Below are 23,404 nucleotides of genomic sequence, written 5' to 3'. Positions count from 1 at the left end.
CGGCTTCAAGCCGGTCCTGTTCATCGCCTGCTGTCTCTGTAATCACACGTAACAACGCGGACACCTACGAATCGTGACCTATATGTATACGCCGTGTACCTGCGAGCTTAACCGAATCCCAATGATTCCTAAGATGCCGCCCTGCCACCAAGCGCACGATGCGCTTTTTGTTCTCTGCTAATAAACTCAATACTGAATATATCTTATTCCGGTCAAAAAGAAAAGAGAGCCATAAGACATGGCTCTCTTTTCCTTCGAACCCCAATAATGTTCTCAGGCACCTTCTTCAATGACTTCTTCCTCAGTTGCCGCACGATCGTATTCAGTCAAAACTGCTGCCTGAATCTTCTCACGCGTACCGGAAGAGATCGGGTGGGCGATATCACGGAACTCTCCATCAGGAGTACGCTTGCTCGGCATAGCAACAAACATTCCGTTGTTACCATCAATGACACGAATGTCATGAACGACGAATTCGTTATCGATGGTAATGGATGCGATAGCCTTCATTCTCCCCTCCGAGTTAACACGGCGGAGTCTGACATCCGTAATTTGCATGTGTGTGTTCACCACCTTTTTCCATCAGAACTTGGTGTATAATTCCACACAGCATATACGAACTCCTTCTTTTTATAACCACAAAAATTTCCTAATTTCAGGAATTTTTTTATTTAATACACAATTCGACAACGTTCATGCCAGGTCGATGGAAAAGACCTTTTAACGACATAACATTCGTCATCTTTCTACAGGTCAAAATAGTTGCCAGGCTTGACGGAAATCTGTCTGCTCTTGGCATCGACCGCTGTCAATTTCGCCAAAGATACATAATCTGTTAGCAGGCGTTCTTCTGAATCTACAGAACCAGATTCCACCAGTACCCCTACCCCGGCAACTGTAGCATTAAACTCGGCCAAAAGATCGATCATTCCTTGCACCGTACCCCCGGCCTTCATGAAGTCATCCACAATAAGTACTCTGGAATGCTCACGCATCGCCCTACGAGAGAGAGACATGGTATGCAGACTTTTATGGGACCCGGATACATAATTGATACTTACGGCCGATCCTTCTGTAGCCTGATGGTCCCTGCGTACGAGCACGACAGGCAGGTTGAGCTGGGCTCCGGTCGCATAAGCCAGTGGAATTCCTTTGGTTTCTACCGTCATTACCACATCAATATTCATATTGCCAAAGGCCGTTGCAAAAATCTTGCCGGCTTCATTCATCAATGCGGGCTGACCAAGCAAGTCGGACATGTACAGGTATTCTCCAGGCAAGATCCGATCAGGTTGCGCGAGCTGGGTCGAGAGCCGCTCCGCAAATGCCAGTGCCAGTTCTCGGGATACCTTCGGAATCCATCTTACTCCCCCGGCTGCTCCAGCCAGTGTATGCAGTTCTCCTGACCCACCTTCTTCGAACACTTCCTTGATAATCGCCAAATCTTCACTAATTGAAGACTTTGCGGCTCCATAACGTTCGGCAAATGTGGTCAACGGAATAACCGTATGCGGTCTGGACAATAAGTATTGCGTCATTTCAACCAGCCTTGCGCTTCGTTTTAACTTCTTCACAGAGATCCATCCTCACGATCACGGAAACATCCAAATCCGAATAATTATTTAAAAATATACCACCTTTATACGTGTTTGTACATTATAAAAGCGAACTTTTACGTCAACATACGTACAGCGTACACTTCTTTACAGAAACCACGCAGACCATTGTATATCCGGGCAACCTTCGATTCTTTGGAAACCAGCCCAAATACCGTTGGGCCACTACCGGACATTAACACGCCGTCTGCACCCAATCGAATCATGGCATCCTTTAGATGCTGAACTTCCGGATACAGCTTCAACGTTACATCTTCAAGCACATTGCCCATCTGGTTACAGACTTCCGTAAATGATTGGTTACGAATAGCCTGCTCCATTTTAGCCGCACTCGGATGACGAACAATCTTGTCACTACGGAAACGTCCGTACACATCGGCTGTAGACACATTAATCGGAGGCTTGGCCAGAATCACCCAGCATTGCGGCGGATTAGGAATGGGAGTTAACTTCTCACCACGGCCTGTAGCAAGTGCAGTCCCTCCTGTGATACAAAATGGAACATCAGAACCAAGTTCAGCTCCAAGCTCCTGCAGTTCGTGATCCGGTATATTCAACCGCCACAGACGGTTCAATCCACGCAGCGCTGCTGCTGCATCACTGCTGCCCCCGGCAAGTCCGGCTGCAACTGGAATCTTTTTATCCAGATGAATATGGACGCCCGTACGCACGTTATAGCGCTCCTTAATGAGTCTGGCTGCCTGGAAAGCCAGATTCTTCTCGTCCAGCGGAATATAACCCGCCTGACTGGAGATGAAAATAGTATCTCGCGGCAGCTCCGACATTTCCAGTCGATCAGCCAGATCGACCATGGTCATGATCATTTCAACTTCATGGAATCCATCGCTTCTTTTATGTAAAACGTCCAGCATCAAATTAATTTTAGCAGGCGCTTTTTCGTAAATTTTCAAGGCGTTCACCCGTCCTCACCTTTTCCCTAAGACAACTTAACATATTATATCAAAATGGGGCTGTCAAGTCATTTCTATTCCGCATCTAAGGGGAAAAAGCGGGGTTGTTCCTGACGGATTTCCCCGCTTTTCAGTCTGCTTGAACCGGATTAAGATTTGCGGGCAGCCTGCTCAGCAAGTTGAATGGCTCTTTTCACCATGTTTCCTGCATCCTTGGCTTTGATTCCACCCCAACCTTCCTGTTGGACCGTATCATAGAAGCCCAGGTCTTTCGCAAGCTCATTCTTCAGATCCTCTGACATGACACTTCTTCTTCTGCGACTCATGAACCATCCTCCTCCAATGTATCCTTCATAATGTGATGAGTTCGTTCACGTTTTGGACATCTTGCCATCAGGCCAAATTCAGTTTCCTGCATTGCTTAAGAAACTTTCCCTTCACCTGTCCATATAGTATGCCGCGACCGTTCCTCGCTCATTCCTGAGTATGTATGGGTTAGTTTAGAAGATGGACGGGTGATTTTATAGAAAAAGAAAATATAAAAAAGCGATCCGCCTTGTGGGGCGAATCGCCTGTAAATCGATACTTACGTCTCCATATAGGAGCTATGCGTCTGGCTGCCCGGGTCAAAAACCATGACTTCCACCGATTCCGTAAGTATATCCGCATAACTATAAGATACTCGCTTGAAGGTTTCTTGTTCCTCATCAAGCTTAACAATAAAAACAGAAGGGTACGTTTCTTCCAATACACCCGTACGCTCAATGGTCTTACGGCGGCCACCATTAGCCCGCAGCATAATTTTCTGACCAATATGTGCATCGAGATTGCGTTTGATATCCAACAGCGTGTTTTTAGCCATTGTCGACGACCACCTCTTTTCTTGTCCATTATACCGGATTTTACAGTCATTGTCAAATCAAAACTAATTATTATATCAGCATCAAAAAGTTGTTGTCAATGAATTTTTTTGCAAACAAAAAAAGCCCCAAATTGGGACTTTAAATGGCCTACATCAGACTGCCGACGGGTTCACTTTTAGCGTGGATAAATCATTCAGCCCCGGCAGACCTACCCGGTAACTGCCCCGTGTCTCGACACCACCCACACCCTGGCTACCACTGATGGTATTGTGCAGAACATCACTCATGTTAACCGTATCCCGCACAGAGGTGAAGGAGGCCTTGGCTGCCACATAGACCGGATCAAGTGCATGAATGAGAATTCTGCCTGGAGAACTGGCAAAGTTCGCTCCAGCGCGCAGTAGTGCCTCAAAATGGGACTGACAGGCCCCTGCCACAATAGTGAGTGCGTCCAGATGGCGTTCATATTGTCTGGCCACCTGAATGGCCGACACAAAATTTTGCGAGTTTTTGTAGCTACCAAGACTATATAAGTCATAGGGCTGACGTGTCTTTAACACCCCATCATGACCCGTAATAACTACGATATCCGGACGTACTTTGGGTAATAAACGGTATAAGGTATCTGCCATTGCCGATTCATGGACATATTGTCCCTCTGCGGGCACACGAAGTTGCTCATAGAGATCCATACTTTTTTTCAAATAGTTCGGATCTCCATCCAGATGAAGCACCTTTCCAGGCATTTCAAAATAAGCTGGTTCCTGCTGAGCAGACCAATCCTGTACCAGACCTTCACGATTCCGCTCAGCCTGTTCCATACGATTCTGCTGCAGACGGGACAGGGTCTGATGTGCTTTAATATGCGCCTGTCTGGTCTTGGCGCTTTGTGGTTCGTAGGGAACCTGTATCAAATCGTCCACCGGGGAATCGGCAATCAGCCGGAACTCAGTCCCTTTAATGACCGCAGCATCCAACTGGAGGCCTTCCACCCGAAAAGTCACATCGCCGCCGTATGACTTCCGAACGACCAAGTCTCCGATATTCATCAACGTAATCACCTCTACCCCATCGTATGGGCAAAGACCCGGTTTGGTTCATTCAAATTTTACAGCGCTGCACGTACCCCTGCTTCCCACATTACGGTGCTGAGTGTAGCATACTCCTGCAGACTCAACGTCTCTCCACGTCGGGACGGTTGAATACCTGCCTGCTCCAGCAGAATGTCTGCCTGTTCCCGGTTCTCCTTCGTGAAGAAGCGTGCCTTCAAGTTGTTTGAGATTGTTTTTCTCCGCTGGGCAAAAGAAGCCTGTACCACTTCGAAGTAGTGTGCTTCATCCGGAATCTCCACTGGCGGTTGCTCACGCACTTTCAGCTTAATGACAGCTGATTCCACATTAGGTTGCGGAATGAAGACTGTAGGAGGCACAATGCACACAAGCTCCGGCATACTGTAGTACTGAACTGCGATGCTCAGACTGCCGTAGTCTTTTGATCCTGGTGCAGCCGCCATGCGTTCAGCCACTTCTTTTTGGATCATGACAACAATACTGTCTACCGGCAGCTTCTCTTCCAACAGTTTCATCATGATTGGAGTCGTTACATAATAAGGCAGGTTAGCCACAACACTGACTTTGTCCACGGATGCAAAATCCGTATTAAACAATTCAGCCAGATCAAGCTTCAGCACATCCCCATGATGAACACGTACATTTGAATAAGGCTGCATCACTTCTCCCAGGATTGGGATTAAGCGCTGATCAATCTCTACGGCTGTGACAGGACCGGCTACCCGAGCCAGTCGCTCCGTAAGGGCCCCAATACCCGGCCCGATCTCTAACGCGCCCTTGGACTCGTCCAAATCGGCTGCATTCACAATTTTGTTCAGTATATTTTGATCGATCAGAAAGTTCTGACCCAGACTTTTCTTGAATGAGAATCCGTGTCTTTGAATAATCTCTTTCGTTCGCTTGGGCGTTGCAATTTCTATCGTCTCTTCCATGTCCTTCATATGCTCACAATCCTTCACGTTCAATTTGCGCTAATGCTGTAGAGAACTCTTCCCGTGTAATCTGAAATACACTGAGACGTTTGTGGAACTGCTTCCCGTTACAATAACCGATGCCCAGCAGATTGCCCATCTCCATGCGACGTGCAGCAGCCTGCGGATGCACGATAAGTCCTGCCGCGATCAGGTCCTCCCAATCAATCAGGCTCGGAGCACCTTCGTATGAAGTATGTACGCGCGCCAGAGCATGACGGATCGCCTCCGGTGAGGCATTCTCCACCCCAATGTCCCCTTTGCGCGTTGCATCGGCTTCCGGAATGAAGGCATGTTTGCAGCCAGGCACCTTGTTCGCAATAATTTTACGAATGCGTTCGCCAGCATGATCCGGATCTGTCAGTACAATGACTCCCCGTCTCTCCTGAGCAAGCGCAATCCGCTTCAGAATGCGTTGGTTGATTGCTGAGCCACCTGTTTCTATTGTATCGGCTTCAACGGCCCGACGGATGGCTACCGTATCGTCACGGCCTTCCACCACAATGACTTCTTTTATCATGTTCCATTTCTTCCTTTCTAACGCAAAAAGAAGAGGAATATCCTCTTCTCTGCCAAACGGCGGGGGAGACTGAATTCAGACTCCTCCGCCGCATATTCCGCATGAATCATTCATGCAACTATTTTATAGCATTCCCATTTCAAAGTAAAACGATTTTAGTTCGCTTCCGGCTTCACCGGACCGATCACGTAGACCGTCTTGCCTTTCTTACGTCCAAAATTCAGGGCATGCTTCACACTGTCATAATATACATCAATTTTGTTGCCTTTAATGGCACCGCCTGTATCTTCCGCACGACGGAATCCCAGACCTTCGATATATACCCACCAGCCAATTGGAATGACTTTGGGATCAACCGCAATGGTGCGCCCTTCCGTTACACGAGTACCGGAAGCTGTTTTAGTTCCAATGCCAGGCTCTTCGGAAGAGTAGGCAGTCATGGATACATTTTTAAGTACTTTTGAGTATTTAAAAGAAGTCCCGGATACGGTAATGACTTTGCTGCCCGAGGCAGATGTTTTCTTCGAGTTCGTTGTTGTAGCCTTTTTGGTTGTTGAAGTTTGAGCCGATACGGTCTGAATCACAGGTTCTTTCACGACCGGTTTTGCTTTGGTGCCGACAGCGATCACTTTATCTACACGATTATTCGCGACAGATTTGCCGACCATTTTTTTGGAGACCAATTCTCCATCCTGAAATACCTTTTCGATATGCTGTACAAGTGTGCCTTCTTTGCCGTTTACAACGACACGGTTATCCCCTTTGTACAAGCTAGGGTCAGCCGTTTTAATGACTTTGTAAGCGATTGGCTGCTCTACCTCCACTGTACGCTTTGTTACGCGCACTACACGGATCTTCATATCCGCTTTGATGGCAGTTCCAAGCGCCGGATACACTTTATCATTACTCTCAACTTGAATACCTGATTTTTGAATTGCATCTTCTACCGATGAATCCGTTGTATACAGAGTCTTGGTGTCTCCGTCTGCCGTAATGTTGACTGGAACGGCCCGCTCAATAACGATTCGGTCTCCATCTGTAATCGCCCCATTCATGGACATGGATACCTTATCGTGAGGGCTGACTGTGATCGACTGCTCCTCCAGCATTTCCTGAAGCATTCCTGTACGAGTCTCTACCACCTGAGCTTTGCCATCAATAACCAGTGAAATTTGTTTCCCGGCCTGACCGTAAACGACTAACAAGATCATGATTGTAAGCGCAATTGAGAAAATCGCGATCAATGCCATTTGACGCATGTTCTCATGCTTCCACCGCAACGCGAAAGACTTACTGGATGATCGTGACTCATGGGTCTCTTCTGGTTGGAATGTGCCCACTTCTCCGTCCTCCTTCATAGCCTCGCCGTCTAAAGTAATGCATGATGTCTTTGACGTGACTATACCAAATTTTCTACAGAACACAGATTGGACCAACATAATCCGGTTCTGCACCATGAATCAATCTTCGCAACATGATGTCATCCTCCTGAATACCTACCGTATGATGACAATATTTCTTTTATTCAAAAACAAAAAAGCCAAAGAAAGAGTGTAAGAGGAACTCTTTCGTGGCTTCCGAATGATTCTGAATATCGGAAATTCATGCACGAGGTTGCCTCTCTTTTTCCGCTTGCGAGGTTAGCTGTCGGGTTCGGGCGAAAGAGAGCCGCCCTATCTTAGGTCACCCGCTCATGGCGGACGCCCTTGAATTCACCCCGAGACCCAAAGAAGAAATCAAATACGGCTTCGCAGTTCCCTTCGCTGCTTTTGGGTCAGCGAACGTTGCGCATCGGCCAAATACACCGATGTTTAAGCCCTATTGGTTCCCCCGCTCTCCGTTAACGGAGACTCAGCGAGACTGATTCATGAAAGTAATGTTGTTTCATTGTTTCATCGGAAAGTGTCCCTTTGTTCATCCCCCGAACATCTGTCCAATTTTCCGCACAACAATTCACTGAAAAGATGATATCCTGTTTTGATGCATGTTGTAAAGCGTTGATCAAGTACGTTTTTCTGAATATTTGGTTAAAATATTGTAATATTCTTGATTTATTTGGAGCAAAGGGCAAATTACCTCCGCTTACCTGCCTTTTTCACCTCATTTGCTCGTTTTTTTAACGAATTCCAAATCGTTCCATGGCATTTTTGGTTGTTATTGCAGCAATTTCCTCCACCGAAATGCCTTTAATTTCCGCTGCTGCCTCTGCAACCAGACGTACATGCGCTGTCTCATTTCGCTTCCCACGATAAGGGTGAGGTGTCAAATATGGAGCATCTGTTTCAATGAAAAACCGGTCCATAGGAACCTTCGCCAGCACCTCTTTGGGCTGCTTTGCATTTTTGAATGTGATCGGTCCTCCGAAAGAGAGATGGAAGCCCATATCGAGACAACTTTTCGCTGTTTCCCAGCTGCCCGAGAACGAGTGCATTACACCACCAACCTCACCCGCCTTCTCTTCACGCAAAATTCTTATGATATCCTCATGTGCATCCCGATTATGGATGACAATCGGCATGTTCACTTCACGCGCCAAAGCAATTTGTTGTCGTAATACGCGATGCTGTATTTCCTTCGGTGAAGTATCCCAGTGATAATCCAATCCAATCTCACCGATCGCAACCACTTTTTCATGCTTGCATAAAGATGCAATCCACTCCAAATCACCCTCCTGCATAGTGATCGCATCTACTGGATGCCACCCTACAGCTGCATAGATAAAGTCATATGTTTCAGCGAGTTTCATTGTGGTTGGAATCGTCTCCCGGTTAAAGCCAATGTTGATCATGCGACCAACTCCTGCATCCACAGCACGCTGAATCATGTCCTCGCGGTCCTCGTCGAATTGTGGTGCATCCAGATGTGTATGTGTGTCGAACAGCATCATGTTTGTATCTCCCTTCATGTCGAAATAACGACTATCTTCTTTATCAAAATTCAATTTGTAAAATTCAATAATTCAATGACTCATACATAAAACATTTTGGGTATCTGTGTATTACATCATTACGTTTGTTTCTTCACAACTACAATATATAGAAGATAAACGGATATTCTGATCTATATATTGCTGATTGTGCCCATTCTACCTGCTTGCATTTACAAAATTATGTCGATCTACATATACTCCCCATTAAAGCAGATTACTGTATCATGAAAAATAGCTCTTTTAGAAAGTGTTTTGATATCAAAATTCTTCATCGGATTATACCCACATGATTACAAGAAATAGGGGCGTATATGTGACGGTAATTCGTGAATAATCGCATCCACCTTGTTTTGAGGGTAATACAAATGATGTTTCCCTCGGTGAAGCCCACTGATGGAACGGACAATGTCAGATACTTCTGACAACTCACGTAAATTGTCCTGTCGATCCAGAAGAAGAATCTGCTTATCTGTGGATTCATCCGGACGAAACACATCATACGGATTATCCGAAGGAAAATCAATTTCAAGATCATATTCGGGATCGAGGCCTGCCTGTACAAAAGCTTCCCGAATCTCTTCCATCATTGTCAAGTCGACCTGTTCAAGCTCTACATACTTATATAACTTGCGATCCATAAAACGTTCGCATAACTCACTCAGAACAGTATCGTCCTCCTTGCGCCACTGCGTAAATGCCGTCTGAATTAATGCTTCATCCAACTGCAAATATTCATCTACGGATAATTCTCCATCAAATAATTGAGGGAGTGGATCAATCATGAAGCGGAATTGAAAACCTTGCTGTATGAGTGTTTTCGCTCGCTTGAATATTTGCCGCAATATAATTTCAGAACTACGAGTTACCGGATGGAAGTAAATCTGCCAATACATCTGATACCGAGACATTAGATAATCCTCCACAGCATGCATGCCTGACTCCTTGACTACAATCCGCCCATGATAAGGACGCAGCATCCGAAGGATACGATCAAGGTCAATCGTGCCGTAATTTACACCTGTAAAATAGGCATCCCTGAGCAAATAATCCATTCGGTCTGCATCAAGCGGACTGGTCACCAAGTTCACCACAATCGGCTTTTCATACGTTTTTTGAATGACAGACGCTACTTTCTCAGGAAAATCAGGAGCATACCGTCTTAAGATCGCCCCTACTTCGGTATCACCTGTAATAATGCGGCAAGTCCAATCTTCGTGATTCATGTCAAAAGCTTCCTCGATGGAGTGAGAGAATGGCCCATGTCCGAGATCATGAAGTAGAGCTGCACACAGAGCTACAATCTTTTCTTCCTTTGGCCAATCCGAATAATGACTTCTTTCAAATTGAGAGATGATCTTGCGGGTGATCTCATAAACACCTAGTGAATGTGAGAACCGACTATGCTCTGCTCCGTGAAAGGTAAGGTAAGAAGTACCCAGCTGACGAATCCGGCGTAAACGCTGAAATTCCGGGGTGTTAATTAACTGCCATATAACCGGATCTTGCACGTGGATATAATTATGTACCGGATCTTTGAATACTTTCTCTTCCGTTAAACGTTGTTCCATGTCGACTCACTCCTTTAATTTCTTTTATATTAACGCTTTGAGCTCTGCGATTCACCTAAGATTCGACACCGTATGACGAACTTTGTCGAATGAAGTAGTTTTGTCGTTTTCCAAATCGACAAAGCTGACATTGAGGTTTAAATGCGAAAAACGGCTTCCAATCCCTTACCACCAGTAACCTTGTGAAAAACAGCCTTAATTTTAAGCTAATTTTAAGGTTGACTGATTTGGGAATCGTTGGTATGATGAGTATCATAAAACATAAAATAATGTCGAATAATGACAAAGATAGTTAGCTGAGAGGAGCACTGATTATAATGATGAAATCAACAGGTATTGTAAGAAAAGTGGACGAACTGGGACGGGTAGTTATTCCAATTGAATTGCGCCGTACGCTCGGTATTGGTGAAAAAGATGCTCTGGAAATCTACGTTGACGGCGAGCGCATCATGTTGAAAAAATACGAGCCTGCTTGTATCTTCTGTGGTAATGCAGAGAACGTTACTTACTTCAAAGGTAAAATTGTTTGTAATGAATGTATTTCCGAAATCCCTGCACCTGTGACAAAATAAGAAAAACCAGGTATACTGGACTTATCTAAATTGTTATTTCTAACCTTTTTAATATTCCTTAATGACCTTCCCGGTGTGAACCCCACCGCGGAAGGTATTTTTTTGCCCTGTTATGGGTTCCATTACCCAAAAAGATTCTGTCACACGCGAACCGGAAGAGAACGATAAATTTTGTTTGGAATTTTTTGAGCTACTCTGCTCTTTTTAATATTCCACTAAGGTTGGATATAAGCTTCTTTTCAGGTTATGTTCTCCACAACAGAAGATATTTGGTTAGATTACTGCTCGATTAATGCATTATATACATCACGCTTCGTCAGGCCGCGATCGGTAGCCGTTTTTTTCATTGCATCTTTGCGATTATGTCCTTCACCCTCATAATGGCTGACATGATCCGCGAGTGACATGAGCTGCCACCAGGCTTCGCGCTCAGCCTTACGCTCCTCTTCCTTAATGCCTTCTACCAGCAAACAGTACTCGCCAAGAGGCGGATGTTCTTCAAGCCAGTCTATACATTCCTTCACAGTGCCCCTTGCGAATTCCTCATGACGCTTGGTTAGTTCACGAGCCAGGACAATCGAGCGATCACCCAGGATTTCTTCGAGGTGGACTAATGTTTTCCGAATACGGTGAGGCGATTCATAAAATATCAAAGTCCCGTTCGATTCGTCAAAAGCCTCCAGCACTTTTCGCATGTCCTTTTTCTCCCTCGGCAAAAAACCGCCGAATGTAAAACGCTCCGTCGGTAATCCGGACACGATCAGAGCAGACAACGCAGCGTTGGGTCCAGGGATGGGAATGACCGTTATTCCGGCTTCCAATGCAAGCTGTACAAGGTCGGAACCAGGATCCGAAATGGCTGGCAAACCGGCATCGCTGACGAGTGCCAAATTTTTTCCTTCTATTATATAGCGTATCAGTTCAGGTCCACTTGCCCCCTTATTATGCTCATGATAACTAAACAGCATCGAAGGTGTAATTTCAAAATGGGTAAGCAGCTTTCGGGTCTGGCGTGTATCTTCTGCTGCAATGATGTCACAACTCTGCAATGTCTTGATGGCCCGGAAGGTCATATCCTCCAGATTACCAATAGGTGTTCCAACCAGATAAAGCTTGCCTGATCCTTCAGGCTGCTCCGCATAGCTTTTCTGAATATGCAAAGTCATCTAATTCCCTCCTTTCGTAGTACGCTCAGCATGTTGCTGACCATAGTAAATATCCATAATTTCTTCGCAGTATTTTCCCTCTTCATTGTAGACAATGAGTGGAGGAAGCATCCTTACTTCGGGTTTACCATCTTTCATGCCTTCAATTAATACCATGTTGGCTTCCAGATGAGCACGGGGATGTACCATTCGAATCCGTTTTGGCTCCAGCTTATATTCGCGCATGAGCGAGATAATCTCTGCAAGGCGCTGTGGACGATGAACCATCGATACTTTGCCACCATTACGTACAAGTCGACTGCAAGCCTGAATCACTTCTTCCAGGGTACATCCGATTTCATGACGTGCCATTGCCTGATGTGTGTTCATCTTAAGGTCACTGCCATTCAAAGGCATATATGGAGGATTAACCGTAATTGCATCGTATACAGCGTGTCCTGTTTCTTTCACCAATTCTCGCAAATCACCTTCACGAATCATAATCGACTCGTCCAGTGTATTTAATTGCACACTGCGACGTGCCATATCAGCCAAACGTGGCTGGATCTCGATCCCTTCCAGACTAGCCTGCGTACGCGTTGTAAGCAGAATGGGAACCACCCCGTTACCCGTACACAAATCAAGTACACGACCCCGTTTAGGTACGGAAGCAAACCGGGCTAATAATACGGCATCCATCGAAAAACTAAACACTTCATCACTTTGAATGATTCTCAGATCATGAGAGAGCAGATCATCAATCCGCTCTGACTCATGTAACACAACTTCATTTGCTTTCATATGTTACGCTCATCCTCCGGTACTCTATATCTCATGTTTGTTGAGTTTAGGTTTATAACCTTGAAAAAAAACCGTAGGGGATCCCTACGGTCACTTCATTTATTCAAAAAAGACAGGCAGAACAGACAATCGCCTTCCGTCCGCAAATGTCCATAATAGACGTTGCAGATATGGAAGCCTTCGTGATACAACCGGGCCAGATTATCATACCCTTCACCGACAACGTCCTCGCCTGTAGCCGGACCTGCTGGTCTTGCTACAGGAGCGAGTGCTGAGGAGATCGGCAGATCTGTCGGAGCCTCACGTTTGAGCAGTTTGCGTAACTGCTCATTCTCGATGGTAAGCCGCTGATTATCCTCAAGCAGCTCCTTCACAATCATTTTTAACTCTCCTAAATCACCGTGCAACTGACCCAGTTGGGTTTCCATTTCATGAATGTGCGTAAACAGATTTTTCTTTTCCAAGTTTCCACCCCGAAGCAACCTTTATGGTTTACTTGATAACGACGTCATCCAGCGGAAGTTCTTTGACTTTACTGATGTCGAACAGTTGAACATGGACTGTGCGGCTACCGGCATTAATTCCGACAACTTTTCCTTCACCCAATGAGGTGACGACCAATTTGCCTACAGCTGGCAGTTCTTCTCTCACACTTTCATAGTTATCATGCTCAAATTTCAGACAGCACATGAGTCTTCCGCACAACCCTGAAATTTTCGTCGGATTCAGTGACAGGCTCTGATCTTTAGCCATCTTGATTGATACCGGCTCAAAGTCTCCCAGCCAGGAAGAACAACACAACACACGGCCGCAAGGTCCGATTCCGCCAAGCATCTTCGCTTCATCACGTACACCAATCTGTCTCAGCTCGATTCGTGTCCGGAATATGCTTGCCAGATCCTTGACCAGCTCCCGGAAATCAACTCTTCCTTCAGCTGTAAAATAAAATATAATTTTATTGCGATCAAACGTAAATTCCACATCGACCAGCTTCATTTTGAGGCCATGGTCTTTGATTTTATTTAAACAAGTACCGAATGCTTCTTTCGCTGCACGCTTGTTCTCATCAACCACACGGGCATCTGTCTCGCCCGCAACGCGGATGACTTTCTTCAGCGGCAACACCACATCGGACTCGCCCACTTCCTTCTTACCTACGACAACCTTACCGTACTCAACCCCCCGCGCTGTCTCCACGATAACGCAGTTTTCTTTCTCAATGGGAAGGTCCAGGGGATCGAAGTAATAAATTTTGCCCGCTTTTTTGAAACGGACACCCACTACACTATACAAAAAATTAACCCCCTTGTAAGCCAACCCCACTTCGTCTGAAGCCCCGTCTTCTTAGGGAACCGGATGAAGTTATAACCGTTTGCATATGATTGGAGCTAACTCTGCCCTCTCCCAGTCTTATGCCAAACCGATCAAAAATTGCTCCAGACAAAGCTGGCCATTGACGTTGAAACGCAATTTTTTTCTGCATGCTGCGGCCATATCCATATAGGAGACCCACTGCTCTGTGCTGCGGGTATGTGCCAACTGAGATAACATGTCTAACTGATCTATAAAAACGATATGTTCATGCCTATCGTACTGAACATACAGCATGTCCCTAAACCATAGATGGAACAAACTAAGTAACATGTCCAGGTGTTCAGAGAGTCCGGTTTTAAAAAGCTTCTGCTGTGCAGAGATCAATGATGTACTTCCTCTACCCAGGGACTCCTTCCCTAATTGTAACATTACGTTTCTAATTTCTGCAAACCAATTCTGCTGGAGAATTTCTCTACATGCTTCCAATCCTGACGCTAAATGGACGGCAGAGCGAGCCAGATTGGCAGGGTGCCCTTCCTCAATTAGTGATTGAAGCATCTCTTCCGGATTCAGTGCGCTGAACGGCACCAATTGAGAGCGTGAGCGGATCGTTGGCAACATGGCCTGTCCATTATCTGTAATCAGGATGCCGACTGCTGGTACCTGCGGTTCCTCCAGAAATTTGAGCAAACTGTTTGCTGCCTGCACCGTCATTTTCTCGGCTTGTTCTATAATATATACTTTGGGATGGCCTGCCTCTGATCGGTATGAAAAGATACGCTGCAGATCCCGGATTTGATCTATTTTAATGTTGTTTCCATCTGGTGCAAGCATGGTTAGATCCGGATGGTTACCATGATCCACCTTACGACATTCAAGACACTGCCCACAAGCGTCATCTTCAAGCTCTGTACAGAATATTGCCTTGGCAAAGGTAATTGCCGTCTTCCGTTGCCCGCTACCAGCTGGACCACTAAACAAATACGCATGGCTTATTGCATGACGTCTCAAACTGCTCTGTAACATTTGCTTGGCCGCTTGTTGACCCATAATCTGTTGAAAGGACATACTTCCTCCTCAGAAGCTTAAATTAATAAGCATCCCCCGAATTTCGCCTACTTGTTGTAATAGAGAGATTTTTCCTTCTTCTGTATCCAGCAGTTCATCAGCCATGGATAACAGAGCGGAGTCAATTTCATCAATCAGCTTATACCGCTTGCCTCTGCCACGACGATCCCAACCCCTTGTCTCTTTCATGGAAACACCGCGACGAACGGTCTCTTCCAGGAACCTTTTAACAAGTTGCTTATACGCCTTCAGTTCACGAATCGTCATGGAACGTGCCAAGCGATCGCCCTGAAGCTGGATTTCACTAAACCGGCGATTCAGTTCAGCTTGTGAGGCCCGTTCCCCCTGGTGATTCATCATATCAGAGAAATTTTTGGATTGAACCGGTTTGGAACCTGAATCAGTAGAACTGATCCCGCTCTGAATCGGTCTGAATCCAGGATTGATTTTCATGGATACGCCCGCTTTCTATCATAGATAGCCAATCGCCCATCAGCACAGTGCGCGTTGCGCCTGTGCGTGAGAATGAGGCTTTTATATATGCTGATCACACTCTATATATAATGGTAGATACACATCACCATCAAGGACTTGTTCTTTGTAGTCAACCTCTTTCCGAGATGAACCATTCCCCAGCTGGGAAACGCTCATCCGGAAAGAGTATGCTGATTCTTCTCGTCAAGAAAGGCGTTCCGTAAGTGGCACGCACGAACTCTGTTAACTCTTCTTGCATCCATCGTTTCCAACATGCTATCGATCATGAAGGATCCTCATGAGATCCATGCAATAGGTTTAATTAGAAATGTTCGAAGCGATCTACCGGGAGAACAAATACAGTAGCTCCGCCTACTTGAACTTCAACAGGTAGCGGCAGGTAAGAGTCGGTTGTTCCACTCATCGGTGTGACCGGAGTCACGAGCTGTTCACGAACCTTACAGCTGCTGCGAATGACGTTCATTACGGATTCGACTTGACCATCATCGACACCGATCATAAACGTCGTGTTGCCTGCCTTCAAAAATCCGCCCGTACTGGCAAGCTTTGTTGCCCGAAAGTTTGCTTTGACCAATGCGCTGGATAATCGGTTGCTGTCTTTATCCTGTATAATCGCAACAATCAGTTTCATCCTGCATAACCTCCTTTAGAATAAGCACCTTTATCAAATGCCCTGTCTATATATTAGACAATTACTCGTCAAAATCCTTCAAAATCCCTGTCTCCAGCGACAAAATCATCGCTGCCAAAACATCCTCCTGCTTCATGGAAGCATCGATAACTCTGATTCGTTCCGGGAACTGCTCTTTTAATAGGAAGTAACCCTCTCGTACTTTACGGTGAAACTCCAGATTTTCCAGATCCAGACGGTTCACTTCGCGGCCATCATGAGCATCGATCCGGGCAAGCCCCACTTCAGGCTCAATGTCCAGATATAAGGTTACATCCGGCATGAGATCACCAATCGCAAAGCGATTAATGGCCCATACATTCTCTATCCCGAGTCCACGAGCGTATCCTTGATAGACCAGACTGCTATCGACAAATCGGTCACAAATGACTGCTTTTCCAGCTCTCAGAGCAGGCTCTACTTTCTCCGCCAGATGCTGGCTGCGTGCAGCTGCATACAATAGTGCTTCGGTTCGAGCATCCATTGCCGTATGAAGAGGGTCCAGAATAATGGAACGTATTTTCTCCGCAATCTCAATTCCGCCAGGCTCTCGCGTAACTACGTAAGGTATACCCCGTTCTTCAAAATAAGAACCTACTCTACCGATCATCGTTGTTTTACCGGAACCCTCTCCCCCTTCCAGCGTAATGAATTTACCTCTGCCCTGCATATGCTTCCCTGCTTTCTATGTCGATAATTGCATCTATTGCTGCTGTAATTGAATATGCTTAGACCCTCTTGCTACAAGATATGATATCCCCCGCCCAGAGGTGTATAGCTACAGCTATATCGGTACGTATTAATAACACCAAGATCATACAAGCTTGTTTCTTTCTATCATACTATAGGTCAGCGGTTACTCCAACATGAACAACAAAGTAAAGCGTTCAACCGTAGATAATCCATACCCATAATGGAAGCATAATTGATCCGGCAATAGCACTGACAATCATGGAAACTGAACTGAGGGCTACCGCATTCTCTCCATATTCAAAAGACCTTGCCATGCCGAGAGCATGAGATGCTGAGCCCAGTCCAATTCCATAGGCATGTTTACTACGGACTTTGGCCCATTTCAACAGCATCGGCCCTAGTAATATCCCTGAGAAACCTGCAATCATCACAAACAGCGATGTGAATGAGGCATTCCCTCCAACCTGATTAGCGAGTTGAATAGCCACAGGAGTTGTCACTGATTTTGGCAATAAAGCGATGACCATCTCTTGAGGATAGCCAAGCAGAATGGCGATTAAAGCACCTGTGGAGACACCTGTAATACTGCCTCCGATCGTTCCACCCACAATTGGAATGATATTTTGCTTCAGCACATGCAGATGTCTGGACAAGGGAAAAGCGAGAGATACAACTGCTGGGCCCAAGAGCTCCTGTATCCATTTGCCACCCAGCATATACGTTTCCAGCTGTATACCGGAGATCACCAAGATCAGGATCAGTATGGCAGTTGTTGTGAGTACAGGCATAAGTATTGGCCATTTCAGCCTTTTATATAGACGAGTGGCTGGAATATATACAGCGATGGTTAGCGCGATCATTCCAATTCCGAGGATGAATGCTGACAAGTGATCGCCTCCTTTTTGCCTGAATGAGACGATCTCCATGTCATGAGCCACTCACTTAATTTGGCAGATATCAGACATGTGATTAAGGTGCTCACGATTAAACCAAGAACTAATAACAATGTGTTGGCTCTAAAAAAATCAAAATGATTAATGATGCCCACAGTTGGCGGAATAAACAACAATTGCAGATGAGATTGAAGCCACGTTGACCCTTCTTCTCCCCAGCTCATTTTGATCCATCCCAGTTGAATGGTGACAAACAATACCAACATGCCCACAATACTACCTGTTAACGGCAGATGTAATACAGCTTGAATCAAGTTTCCAATCCAATAAAAACCGTACATCAACAAAACTTGCAGGACTATTCCTGTATATTTTTTTAGCGGAATACCCAAAGTGTTCCCTTCTTTCTTCTGTCTATCTCTATAAGTTGAACTAGAGCGTGTCTTCATACCTGCCGAAAGCAGGAACGTAACTGAACGCGTCTGGAGCAGAGCATGGAGCGGGAGCCCTAACGACCCTGTGACATCTTATTTAGCAATTTGAAACGCCCGCAGCAATCTAAGAAATCTGAAACACGTTATATTGGAATAACCAGCCGTTTACAGCGTGTTTGTTGGGTGATTTTGGTTAATAACGCGTCTCAGATTCCTTACAAAATAAAAGGAGGACTCGAAGGCTAAATAAGACGTCCTCGGTTCCTTAGAAAATCGTCTGGACAATTCGCCAGATCAGCAACCACTTGACTTCCAGATGTTGGACCTGACATCCTTTAACGTATTGCATGCCTGAGTTTGAAGACAACCCTAGCAACTAGATTAATGACCAAGAGACCCTCACATGTGTAGGGTCCAGTATCGCTATCCGTATTGGTCATATAGACTACCTATTGGTGAGTGCTTTCAAAGATTTCATGTGTATCGTCAATTCTTCATGACCTTCAATACCTGTAGAGATGCATCGGATACCCCGTGAAACTTTGCTCCTTCATCCCGCAGGAGTTGTATACGTGTCACCATCGATGGACTTAGGCGTTCACCCGGATACACAAGCGGAATCCCTGGAGGATACGGGACTACCATCTCAGCTGATCGACAACCCACGCTTTCTTCTATCGGAACATTGACCGTATCCGTATCCACAATCGGTTGCAGCGTGAAGGAGATCGGTTCCGAGTAGCGAGTGTTTTCTTGTAAATTGTTCCACGTGGAAATATAATGCGCCGAACCTTTCGCAAGCTGATGAGATGACTCTGTATTAGATTGGACCTGCTCATGCCCATTGGCAGAGCTGATATGGTGTAAAGCCTGCAACAGGTGCTGGGCATCTTGCACCGTTGAGCCCAGGCTGAAGAGCAAGACGACGTACCGTTCGTCGCTCATCTCGGGCACACAGCCGCATGCTTCCAGCTGCTGCTGTAGCCCATAACCGCTCAGCACCCCTGCGCCGTCATAGATGACGGCCTTGAATGGGTCCTGAGCGGTATACCCCGCGGCAGATGGCTTCGCCGCCGCGGTCAGGCCCTCCCGTGTCTGCTGCGCAGCGGACACGGACATGCCAGCCGGCATCGCTGTTCCGGCTGGCGGTTCTTGCTGCAGCAACTGAAAGCGCGGCAGCTCCGCGAGGCCGCGCTTAAAAGCATTCACGGCGGCGAGCCCCGCCGTGAAGGTGTTCGCGCCCTGCACGTGCAGCAGCCGGCGCGCCAGATCAAGCGAAGCCATCACCGGGTATGATGGGCTTGAGCTTTGCACCATGGCCAGGCGCTGCCTTAACAGGGACCGGTTTAACCGTGGTCCCTGAATGTGCAGCATGGCACCCATGGTGAAGGCCGTCAGCATCTTATGCGTCGACTGCACAACACCGTCTGCTCCGCATGACAGTGCAGAGACAGGCAGCTCCGGATGCTGCCCATAATGCGCGCCATGCGCTTCATCCACGAGCAATGGCATGCCAGCAGCGTGGCATACCTCGGCTATAGGCGTCAGATCAGCGCCCATGCCGTAATAATTGGGCAAAGTGACAAGTACGCCCTTTGCCTCAGGATAGGACTGGACAGCAGCCTGCACCGTCTCCACCGACGGCATGACCGCAAGTCCAGACGCATGATCGACCCATGGCTCCAGAAATACAGCTCTTGCGCCCGCCAGCATCAAACCGTGAATAACGGATTTGTGCACATTCCGTTGCACCAGTACAATACTGTTTGGCTCATCACACACAGTTAGCAATAGAGACAAATTACCTGCCGTACTGCCTCCCACAAGGAAGAAACTCTCCTCAGCACCAAAACAATCAGCCGCCAGCTCCTGTGCTTCCTGGATCACACCTTCCGGATGATGCAAATCGTCGGTGCCCGTAATCTCCGTAACATCCATCTCCATCATCTCCAGGAATGAACGATCCGGTACCAATCCTATTTCCGAACGAGTTCCTTCAGCGCTAAGACGTTCCCCACTCCTCATGTCTGCCCCATGTTTCTCCACTGAACTGGATCGCTCTATCCCTCCGTTAACATTCCCTCCTGCATCGGTCTGAATCTCTCCGTTGTGCTGGTGTTCCTCATTAACGATATCCTTAACTGGAGGTTGCCCTGCTTCTGCTTGTTCTACCAAATGTCGATAAGCTTGTCCATTCTTATGCCCAGGCACATGAAAAGAACGCTGCTTCGAATCACGATACGCAAGCAACGCTTCATATAAAGGGGCTCTAGTTGATTTATTTTTATGATCCATGAAATAACCATCCTGTACATATATAATATGCGCCCGATACGCTCCAGTACGCTTCCTAATCTAAGGGACACCCTTCTTCCCCATCTCCACACGCGCTACTGCAAAAATCTCTATATCATTATATCAGCATACGCCTTCCCAAGATGGCATACAAGACAATCTCTCCTCTTAAAAACAGAAAAAGGCCCATTGGGCCTCTATACACATCAGCATCGTTACAATGTGATGTTTCGCTTCTACTTCTATTAGCAACATTCATTATGCGTTTTTTTGTACCCAAATTTGCTTCATTTGATGAATAAAATAATTGTACTTGGCATCCTGCGCGTCGGTATGAACCATTTCCGCTTCACAAGTGTCACATATGAATTCAGATACAATAAAAATGCCTTCTTTTTTTCTTTGCTCGCAGATAATACATGTGTGTTCGGCATGTTCTTCCATGAACCATCCCACCTTGTTTTACGTTTACTATCAGTATTGCACAGTTTCTATTATTTTAAACATTTTCATAGTGCTTTCTTTCTATAAAATATATATATTCGCCCACCCCCTCTTGGGTGTCTGTACCGAAAAATACATTCATTCTCCCTACAAGAACATTCACCTGCTTATGTATATACAGTTATCCTGCATTCCATCGCATTTACCTCTACATCACGTATCCCTTGGCCTGACTCAAACTTATATTCAATTTCCTTAAAAAAACATGGAATCCCAGCCGATATATAATACATGATAACGATATCAAAGCCTGACAGTCCGTGTATTCGGGAGTATACTGAGATAAGCTCCGTCGAATCTCAATATCTTGTACAATCGTCATGTCGTGAGATACAAGGTTCATATATACATACATGCATGATTCAATCCCTTTTACTCGTGTAAGAAAAAAGAACACCTACTCCCACACAAACGTGAATCCGAAGGAGGATATATAATCGTATGATCGCCGAACCGGAGAATAAAGCAACATTTTATCAATACCGGCTTCTGAAAAAAAAGGCTATCGCCCGCAGTGTCATTTACAGCTATCTGTGTCTGCCGGTCATCATGCTCTTATTCAATCTACTCGCATTCTCCTGGACTGGCCTCTTCTTTTTTGTACTGGCAGGTCCAATCACCATCTGGATTCATTATGTCATCGCCAGAACGATATTACTGCTGGTCCGTACCTCTTACGCCAAACGCTGGCGCTGGAATATGCGTATGCCCTGGTTAGGTTATATCCCTGATCAGCATTTCAGCTTCCGTATGTTTGTCCGGGTACACCTTAACATGAGCTGGATTGGATTATGTATCATTACAGTATGTTTGATATGGTCCCCATTGTCCTTCACCCTCTCGCTGATCTTCTGGCATTTGTGGTTGCTGGGTCCTCGCTTGTATGTTGTAATGGTACTCTCCCGTGAGCGCAAAGATGGACTCATCAAATTGAATGAACAAGATGTCTCATACTATCTGCAATAACACTCCCTCGTTTATGCAATACTGAATGTACCTCAATTACCTGTAATACATAATCGCTGAGCCCTTCGAATAATCTGGTGCAAAAACATGATCGTGCATCGTTTAGTTGACTCAGCCTCACATGCTCAAATAAAGGTTATCCACTGTGGATAACCTTTATTTATCGTCCCCTTCTTATCCCTTATCCACAGTATGGGTATAGTAAAATGAGTTATCCCCACTTGAGGCTCCATTCTTCTCCTCTTTTCCTCCGGCGTTCCAAATCCTCATAACCCCAGATATCTCGTAGATCTTGCACCTTTGAGCAATCTCTTGCTCGGTCTCAGCTCTATATGCCTTCTAATTGCTTCCCATCAGCCACTTATTACCTCAATAGCTTTATACAACTTAATACAACTTATATCCTCCGCCTCTATTTTTAGCGCTCCACACTCCCCTACACTTCAAGCACACATACCACCACGTGTACAAAAGAAACTACTCCTTTCCTTCTGTACCTGTATGACTCTGATCCACCATACGTGATAAGTTCTCCCACCATTACTAAAACCTACTTCGCTAAATAACAAAAAGCCCCCGATCATGTACACGGGAGCTTACTATATTATAAGGAACATCACAGCGTTAATTAATCATACCGAACCTTAGCTGAACCAGCTCAATCATCTTCAGCCAATGATTTAACTGTCGTTTGAGTAGCATCATTTCTAGGAACCATTAGTGTAAAGGAACCATCATGTACCGCTAAATGCACAGTATGTCCTTCCTTTGCAAATACGCGCAAGGTACTGGATTCATTGGATGTACCCTTGGCTTGCCTCTCTGTCCAACCCCAGCTTTTAATCTCGTCTAGATATACCTCAGGCAAGCTAGTACTCTCACTAATACCAGACAGCGTATATCGAACATAATCCATATCCGAATTATTTTCAGACTGGTCAGATTTATTCGCTACTTTAGGCACCGGAAAACTCTTCTCGTTCACCGCACCTTCATATGAAGTCCATACAGATCCTGATGCTTCACCGCATCCTGCCAGAACAACGGTCAAACAAAGCAACAGAAATGATTGTAGTCCAAGTCTCCGCCAACTTAACACACACACC

Annotated in this window: 26 protein-coding genes and 1 riboswitch; of the genes, 2 read left to right on the top strand and 24 right to left on the bottom strand. The window is 45.8% G+C overall.

The features are described 5' to 3' along the window. Nucleotides 1–273 precede the first annotated feature (273 nt). The 11 genes from spoVG to MKY87_RS15980 form a co-directional block, all read right to left on the bottom strand. Nucleotides 274–558 carry a septation regulator SpoVG gene (gene spoVG / locus MKY87_RS16030; RefSeq protein ID WP_017691372.1) on the bottom strand — a complete coding sequence of 95 codons (285 nt, stop codon included), beginning with the start codon at nt 556–558 and terminating at the stop codon, nt 274–276. Between the two features lie 188 nt (nt 559–746). Next, nucleotides 747–1,574 (bottom strand): pur operon repressor, encoded by an 828-nt coding sequence (gene purR, locus MKY87_RS16025; protein WP_017691373.1) that lies wholly within the window; start codon nt 1,572–1,574, stop codon nt 747–749. A gap of 98 nt (nt 1,575–1,672) precedes the next feature. Continuing rightward, a complete protein-coding gene (gene ispE / locus MKY87_RS16020; protein ID WP_036606140.1) occupies nt 1,673–2,527 on the bottom strand; it encodes a 4-(cytidine 5'-diphospho)-2-C-methyl-D-erythritol kinase in 855 nt (284 codons plus the stop codon). A gap of 149 nt (nt 2,528–2,676) precedes the next feature. Continuing rightward, the gene (locus MKY87_RS16015) at nt 2,677–2,853 is read right to left on the bottom strand and encodes a small, acid-soluble spore protein, alpha/beta type (RefSeq protein ID WP_017691375.1); all 177 of its coding nucleotides are present in this window, start codon (nt 2,851–2,853) and stop codon (nt 2,677–2,679) included. A 260-nt stretch (nt 2,854–3,113) separates the two neighbouring features. Beyond that, complete coding sequence (gene veg, locus MKY87_RS16010; protein WP_053778931.1) at nt 3,114–3,389, bottom strand: biofilm formation stimulator Veg; 276 nt, start codon at nt 3,387–3,389, stop codon at nt 3,114–3,116. Between the two features lie 153 nt (nt 3,390–3,542). Next, nucleotides 3,543–4,439 (bottom strand): sporulation peptidase YabG, encoded by an 897-nt coding sequence (gene yabG / locus MKY87_RS16005; protein ID WP_017691377.1) that lies wholly within the window; start codon nt 4,437–4,439, stop codon nt 3,543–3,545. Between the two features lie 59 nt (nt 4,440–4,498). Then, the gene (rsmA, locus tag MKY87_RS16000; RefSeq protein ID WP_272907837.1) at nt 4,499–5,401 is read right to left on the bottom strand and encodes a 16S rRNA (adenine(1518)-N(6)/adenine(1519)-N(6))-dimethyltransferase RsmA; all 903 of its coding nucleotides are present in this window, start codon (nt 5,399–5,401) and stop codon (nt 4,499–4,501) included. Between the two features lie 4 nt (nt 5,402–5,405). Continuing rightward, entirely contained in the window at nt 5,406–5,951 is a 546-nt protein-coding gene (gene rnmV, locus MKY87_RS15995) for a ribonuclease M5 (protein ID WP_017691379.1), read from the bottom strand. Nucleotides 5,952–6,106: 155 nt separating this feature from the next. Beyond that, on the bottom strand, nt 6,107–7,291 hold the full coding sequence (locus tag MKY87_RS15990) for a ubiquitin-like domain-containing protein (protein WP_338589713.1): 1,185 nt from the start codon (nt 7,289–7,291) through the stop codon (nt 6,107–6,109). Nucleotides 7,292–7,564: 273 nt separating this feature from the next. Then, nucleotides 7,565–7,818, bottom strand: a riboswitch (cyclic di-AMP (ydaO/yuaA leader). Nucleotides 7,819–8,067: 249 nt separating this feature from the next. Beyond that, nucleotides 8,068–8,838: a TatD family hydrolase gene (locus MKY87_RS15985; protein ID WP_190945000.1), complete on the bottom strand. Its 771-nt coding sequence runs from the start codon at nt 8,836–8,838 to the stop codon at nt 8,068–8,070. 332 nt (nt 8,839–9,170) lie between these two features. Next, nucleotides 9,171–10,448, bottom strand: a complete 1,278-nt coding sequence (locus MKY87_RS15980; RefSeq protein ID WP_338589711.1) for an HD domain-containing protein — start codon at nt 10,446–10,448, stop codon at nt 9,171–9,173. A 317-nt stretch (nt 10,449–10,765) separates the two neighbouring features. On the opposite strand from MKY87_RS15980, the gene MKY87_RS15975 reads away from it, so the two are divergent. Next, entirely contained in the window at nt 10,766–11,020 is a 255-nt protein-coding gene (locus MKY87_RS15975; RefSeq protein ID WP_024633700.1) for an AbrB/MazE/SpoVT family DNA-binding domain-containing protein, read from the top strand. Between the two features lie 278 nt (nt 11,021–11,298). Here the strand turns inward: MKY87_RS15975 and rsmI are convergent, their stop codons facing one another. The 12 genes from rsmI to MKY87_RS15915 all read right to left on the bottom strand — a co-directional run bounded on the left by rsmI (nt 11,299) and on the right by MKY87_RS15915 (nt 21,272). After that, the gene (gene rsmI, locus MKY87_RS15970; RefSeq protein ID WP_339787471.1) at nt 11,299–12,186 is read right to left on the bottom strand and encodes a 16S rRNA (cytidine(1402)-2'-O)-methyltransferase; all 888 of its coding nucleotides are present in this window, start codon (nt 12,184–12,186) and stop codon (nt 11,299–11,301) included. Further along, nucleotides 12,187–12,966 (bottom strand): tRNA1(Val) (adenine(37)-N6)-methyltransferase, encoded by a 780-nt coding sequence (locus MKY87_RS15965; protein ID WP_339787474.1) that lies wholly within the window; start codon nt 12,964–12,966, stop codon nt 12,187–12,189. 95 nt (nt 12,967–13,061) lie between these two features. Beyond that, nucleotides 13,062–13,430, bottom strand: coding sequence for a DNA replication initiation control protein YabA (gene yabA / locus MKY87_RS15960; RefSeq protein WP_315939725.1), 369 nt, complete (start codon nt 13,428–13,430; stop codon nt 13,062–13,064). Nucleotides 13,431–13,458: 28 nt separating this feature from the next. Further along, complete coding sequence (locus MKY87_RS15955) at nt 13,459–14,259, bottom strand: PSP1 domain-containing protein (protein ID WP_053778939.1); 801 nt, start codon at nt 14,257–14,259, stop codon at nt 13,459–13,461. A 117-nt stretch (nt 14,260–14,376) separates the two neighbouring features. Then, a complete protein-coding gene (holB, locus tag MKY87_RS15950; RefSeq protein ID WP_076216771.1) occupies nt 14,377–15,348 on the bottom strand; it encodes a DNA polymerase III subunit delta' in 972 nt (323 codons plus the stop codon). 9 nt (nt 15,349–15,357) lie between these two features. Next, on the bottom strand, nt 15,358–15,801 hold the full coding sequence (locus MKY87_RS15945) for a YaaR family protein (protein ID WP_017691389.1): 444 nt from the start codon (nt 15,799–15,801) through the stop codon (nt 15,358–15,360). 343 nt (nt 15,802–16,144) lie between these two features. Beyond that, nucleotides 16,145–16,474, bottom strand: a complete 330-nt coding sequence (locus MKY87_RS15940; RefSeq protein WP_017691391.1) for a cyclic-di-AMP receptor — start codon at nt 16,472–16,474, stop codon at nt 16,145–16,147. A 61-nt stretch (nt 16,475–16,535) separates the two neighbouring features. Next, nucleotides 16,536–17,183 (bottom strand): dTMP kinase, encoded by a 648-nt coding sequence (gene tmk / locus MKY87_RS15935; protein ID WP_074092910.1) that lies wholly within the window; start codon nt 17,181–17,183, stop codon nt 16,536–16,538. 217 nt (nt 17,184–17,400) lie between these two features. Beyond that, nucleotides 17,401–18,093 carry an LrgB family protein gene (locus MKY87_RS15930; protein WP_339787477.1) on the bottom strand — a complete coding sequence of 231 codons (693 nt, stop codon included), beginning with the start codon at nt 18,091–18,093 and terminating at the stop codon, nt 17,401–17,403. Continuing rightward, a complete protein-coding gene (locus tag MKY87_RS15925; RefSeq protein WP_083677614.1) occupies nt 18,063–18,491 on the bottom strand; it encodes a CidA/LrgA family protein in 429 nt (142 codons plus the stop codon). The genes MKY87_RS15930 and MKY87_RS15925 overlap by 31 nt, the downstream gene beginning before the upstream one ends. A gap of 528 nt (nt 18,492–19,019) precedes the next feature. Further along, the gene (locus MKY87_RS15920) at nt 19,020–20,828 is read right to left on the bottom strand and encodes an aminotransferase class I/II-fold pyridoxal phosphate-dependent enzyme (RefSeq protein ID WP_340965382.1); all 1,809 of its coding nucleotides are present in this window, start codon (nt 20,826–20,828) and stop codon (nt 19,020–19,022) included. Between the two features lie 258 nt (nt 20,829–21,086). Continuing rightward, nucleotides 21,087–21,272, bottom strand: coding sequence for a sigma factor G inhibitor Gin (locus MKY87_RS15915; RefSeq protein ID WP_315939719.1), 186 nt, complete (start codon nt 21,270–21,272; stop codon nt 21,087–21,089). A gap of 501 nt (nt 21,273–21,773) precedes the next feature. Here MKY87_RS15915 and MKY87_RS15910 point away from each other — a divergent pair. Continuing rightward, a complete protein-coding gene (locus MKY87_RS15910; protein ID WP_036606136.1) occupies nt 21,774–22,298 on the top strand; it encodes a hypothetical protein in 525 nt (174 codons plus the stop codon). A 658-nt stretch (nt 22,299–22,956) separates the two neighbouring features. On the opposite strand, the gene MKY87_RS15905 is transcribed toward MKY87_RS15910, so the two are convergent. Then, nucleotides 22,957–23,397: a hypothetical protein gene (locus tag MKY87_RS15905; RefSeq protein ID WP_017691399.1), complete on the bottom strand. Its 441-nt coding sequence runs from the start codon at nt 23,395–23,397 to the stop codon at nt 22,957–22,959. Nucleotides 23,398–23,404 lie beyond the last annotated feature (7 nt).

It is taken from the genome of Paenibacillus sp. FSL R7-0198, from assembly GCF_038000415.1.
GTDB lineage: Bacteria > Bacillota > Bacilli > Paenibacillales > Paenibacillaceae > Paenibacillus.
The sequence above is the reverse complement of the archived record's forward strand: the minus strand, read 5'-3'. Positions and strand labels throughout refer to the sequence as shown.

Coding starts and splice junctions, on each gene's coding strand:
- spoVG (WP_017691372.1), bottom strand. CDS start 558: ATGCAAATTACGGATGTCAGACTCCGCCGTGTTAACTCGGAGGGGAGA.
- MKY87_RS16015 (WP_017691375.1), bottom strand. CDS start 2,853: ATGAGTCGCAGAAGAAGAAGTGTCATGTCAGAGGATCTGAAGAATGAG.
- veg (WP_053778931.1), bottom strand. CDS start 3,389: ATGGCTAAAAACACGCTGTTGGATATCAAACGCAATCTCGATGCACAT.
- yabG (WP_017691377.1), bottom strand. CDS start 4,439: ATGAATATCGGAGACTTGGTCGTTCGGAAGTCATACGGCGGCGATGTG.
- rsmA (WP_272907837.1), bottom strand. CDS start 5,401: ATGAAGGACATGGAAGAGACGATAGAAATTGCAACGCCCAAGCGAACG.
- rnmV (WP_017691379.1), bottom strand. CDS start 5,951: ATGATAAAAGAAGTCATTGTGGTGGAAGGCCGTGACGATACGGTAGCC.
- MKY87_RS15985 (WP_190945000.1), bottom strand. CDS start 8,838: ATGATGCTGTTCGACACACATACACATCTGGATGCACCACAATTCGAC.
- MKY87_RS15980 (WP_338589711.1), bottom strand. CDS start 10,448: ATGGAACAACGTTTAACGGAAGAGAAAGTATTCAAAGATCCGGTACAT.
- MKY87_RS15975 (WP_024633700.1), top strand. CDS start 10,766: ATGATGAAATCAACAGGTATTGTAAGAAAAGTGGACGAACTGGGACGG.
- rsmI (WP_339787471.1), bottom strand. CDS start 12,186: ATGACTTTGCATATTCAGAAAAGCTATGCGGAGCAGCCTGAAGGATCA.
- MKY87_RS15965 (WP_339787474.1), bottom strand. CDS start 12,966: ATGAAAGCAAATGAAGTTGTGTTACATGAGTCAGAGCGGATTGATGAT.
- holB (WP_076216771.1), bottom strand. CDS start 15,348: ATGTCCTTTCAACAGATTATGGGTCAACAAGCGGCCAAGCAAATGTTA.
- MKY87_RS15945 (WP_017691389.1), bottom strand. CDS start 15,801: ATGAAAATCAATCCTGGATTCAGACCGATTCAGAGCGGGATCAGTTCT.
- MKY87_RS15940 (WP_017691391.1), bottom strand. CDS start 16,474: ATGAAACTGATTGTTGCGATTATACAGGATAAAGACAGCAACCGATTA.
- tmk (WP_074092910.1), bottom strand. CDS start 17,183: ATGCAGGGCAGAGGTAAATTCATTACGCTGGAAGGGGGAGAGGGTTCC.
- MKY87_RS15920 (WP_340965382.1), bottom strand. CDS start 20,828: ATGGATCATAAAAATAAATCAACTAGAGCCCCTTTATATGAAGCGTTG.
- MKY87_RS15915 (WP_315939719.1), bottom strand. CDS start 21,272: ATGGAAGAACATGCCGAACACACATGTATTATCTGCGAGCAAAGAAAA.
- MKY87_RS15910 (WP_036606136.1), top strand. CDS start 21,774: ATGATCGCCGAACCGGAGAATAAAGCAACATTTTATCAATACCGGCTT.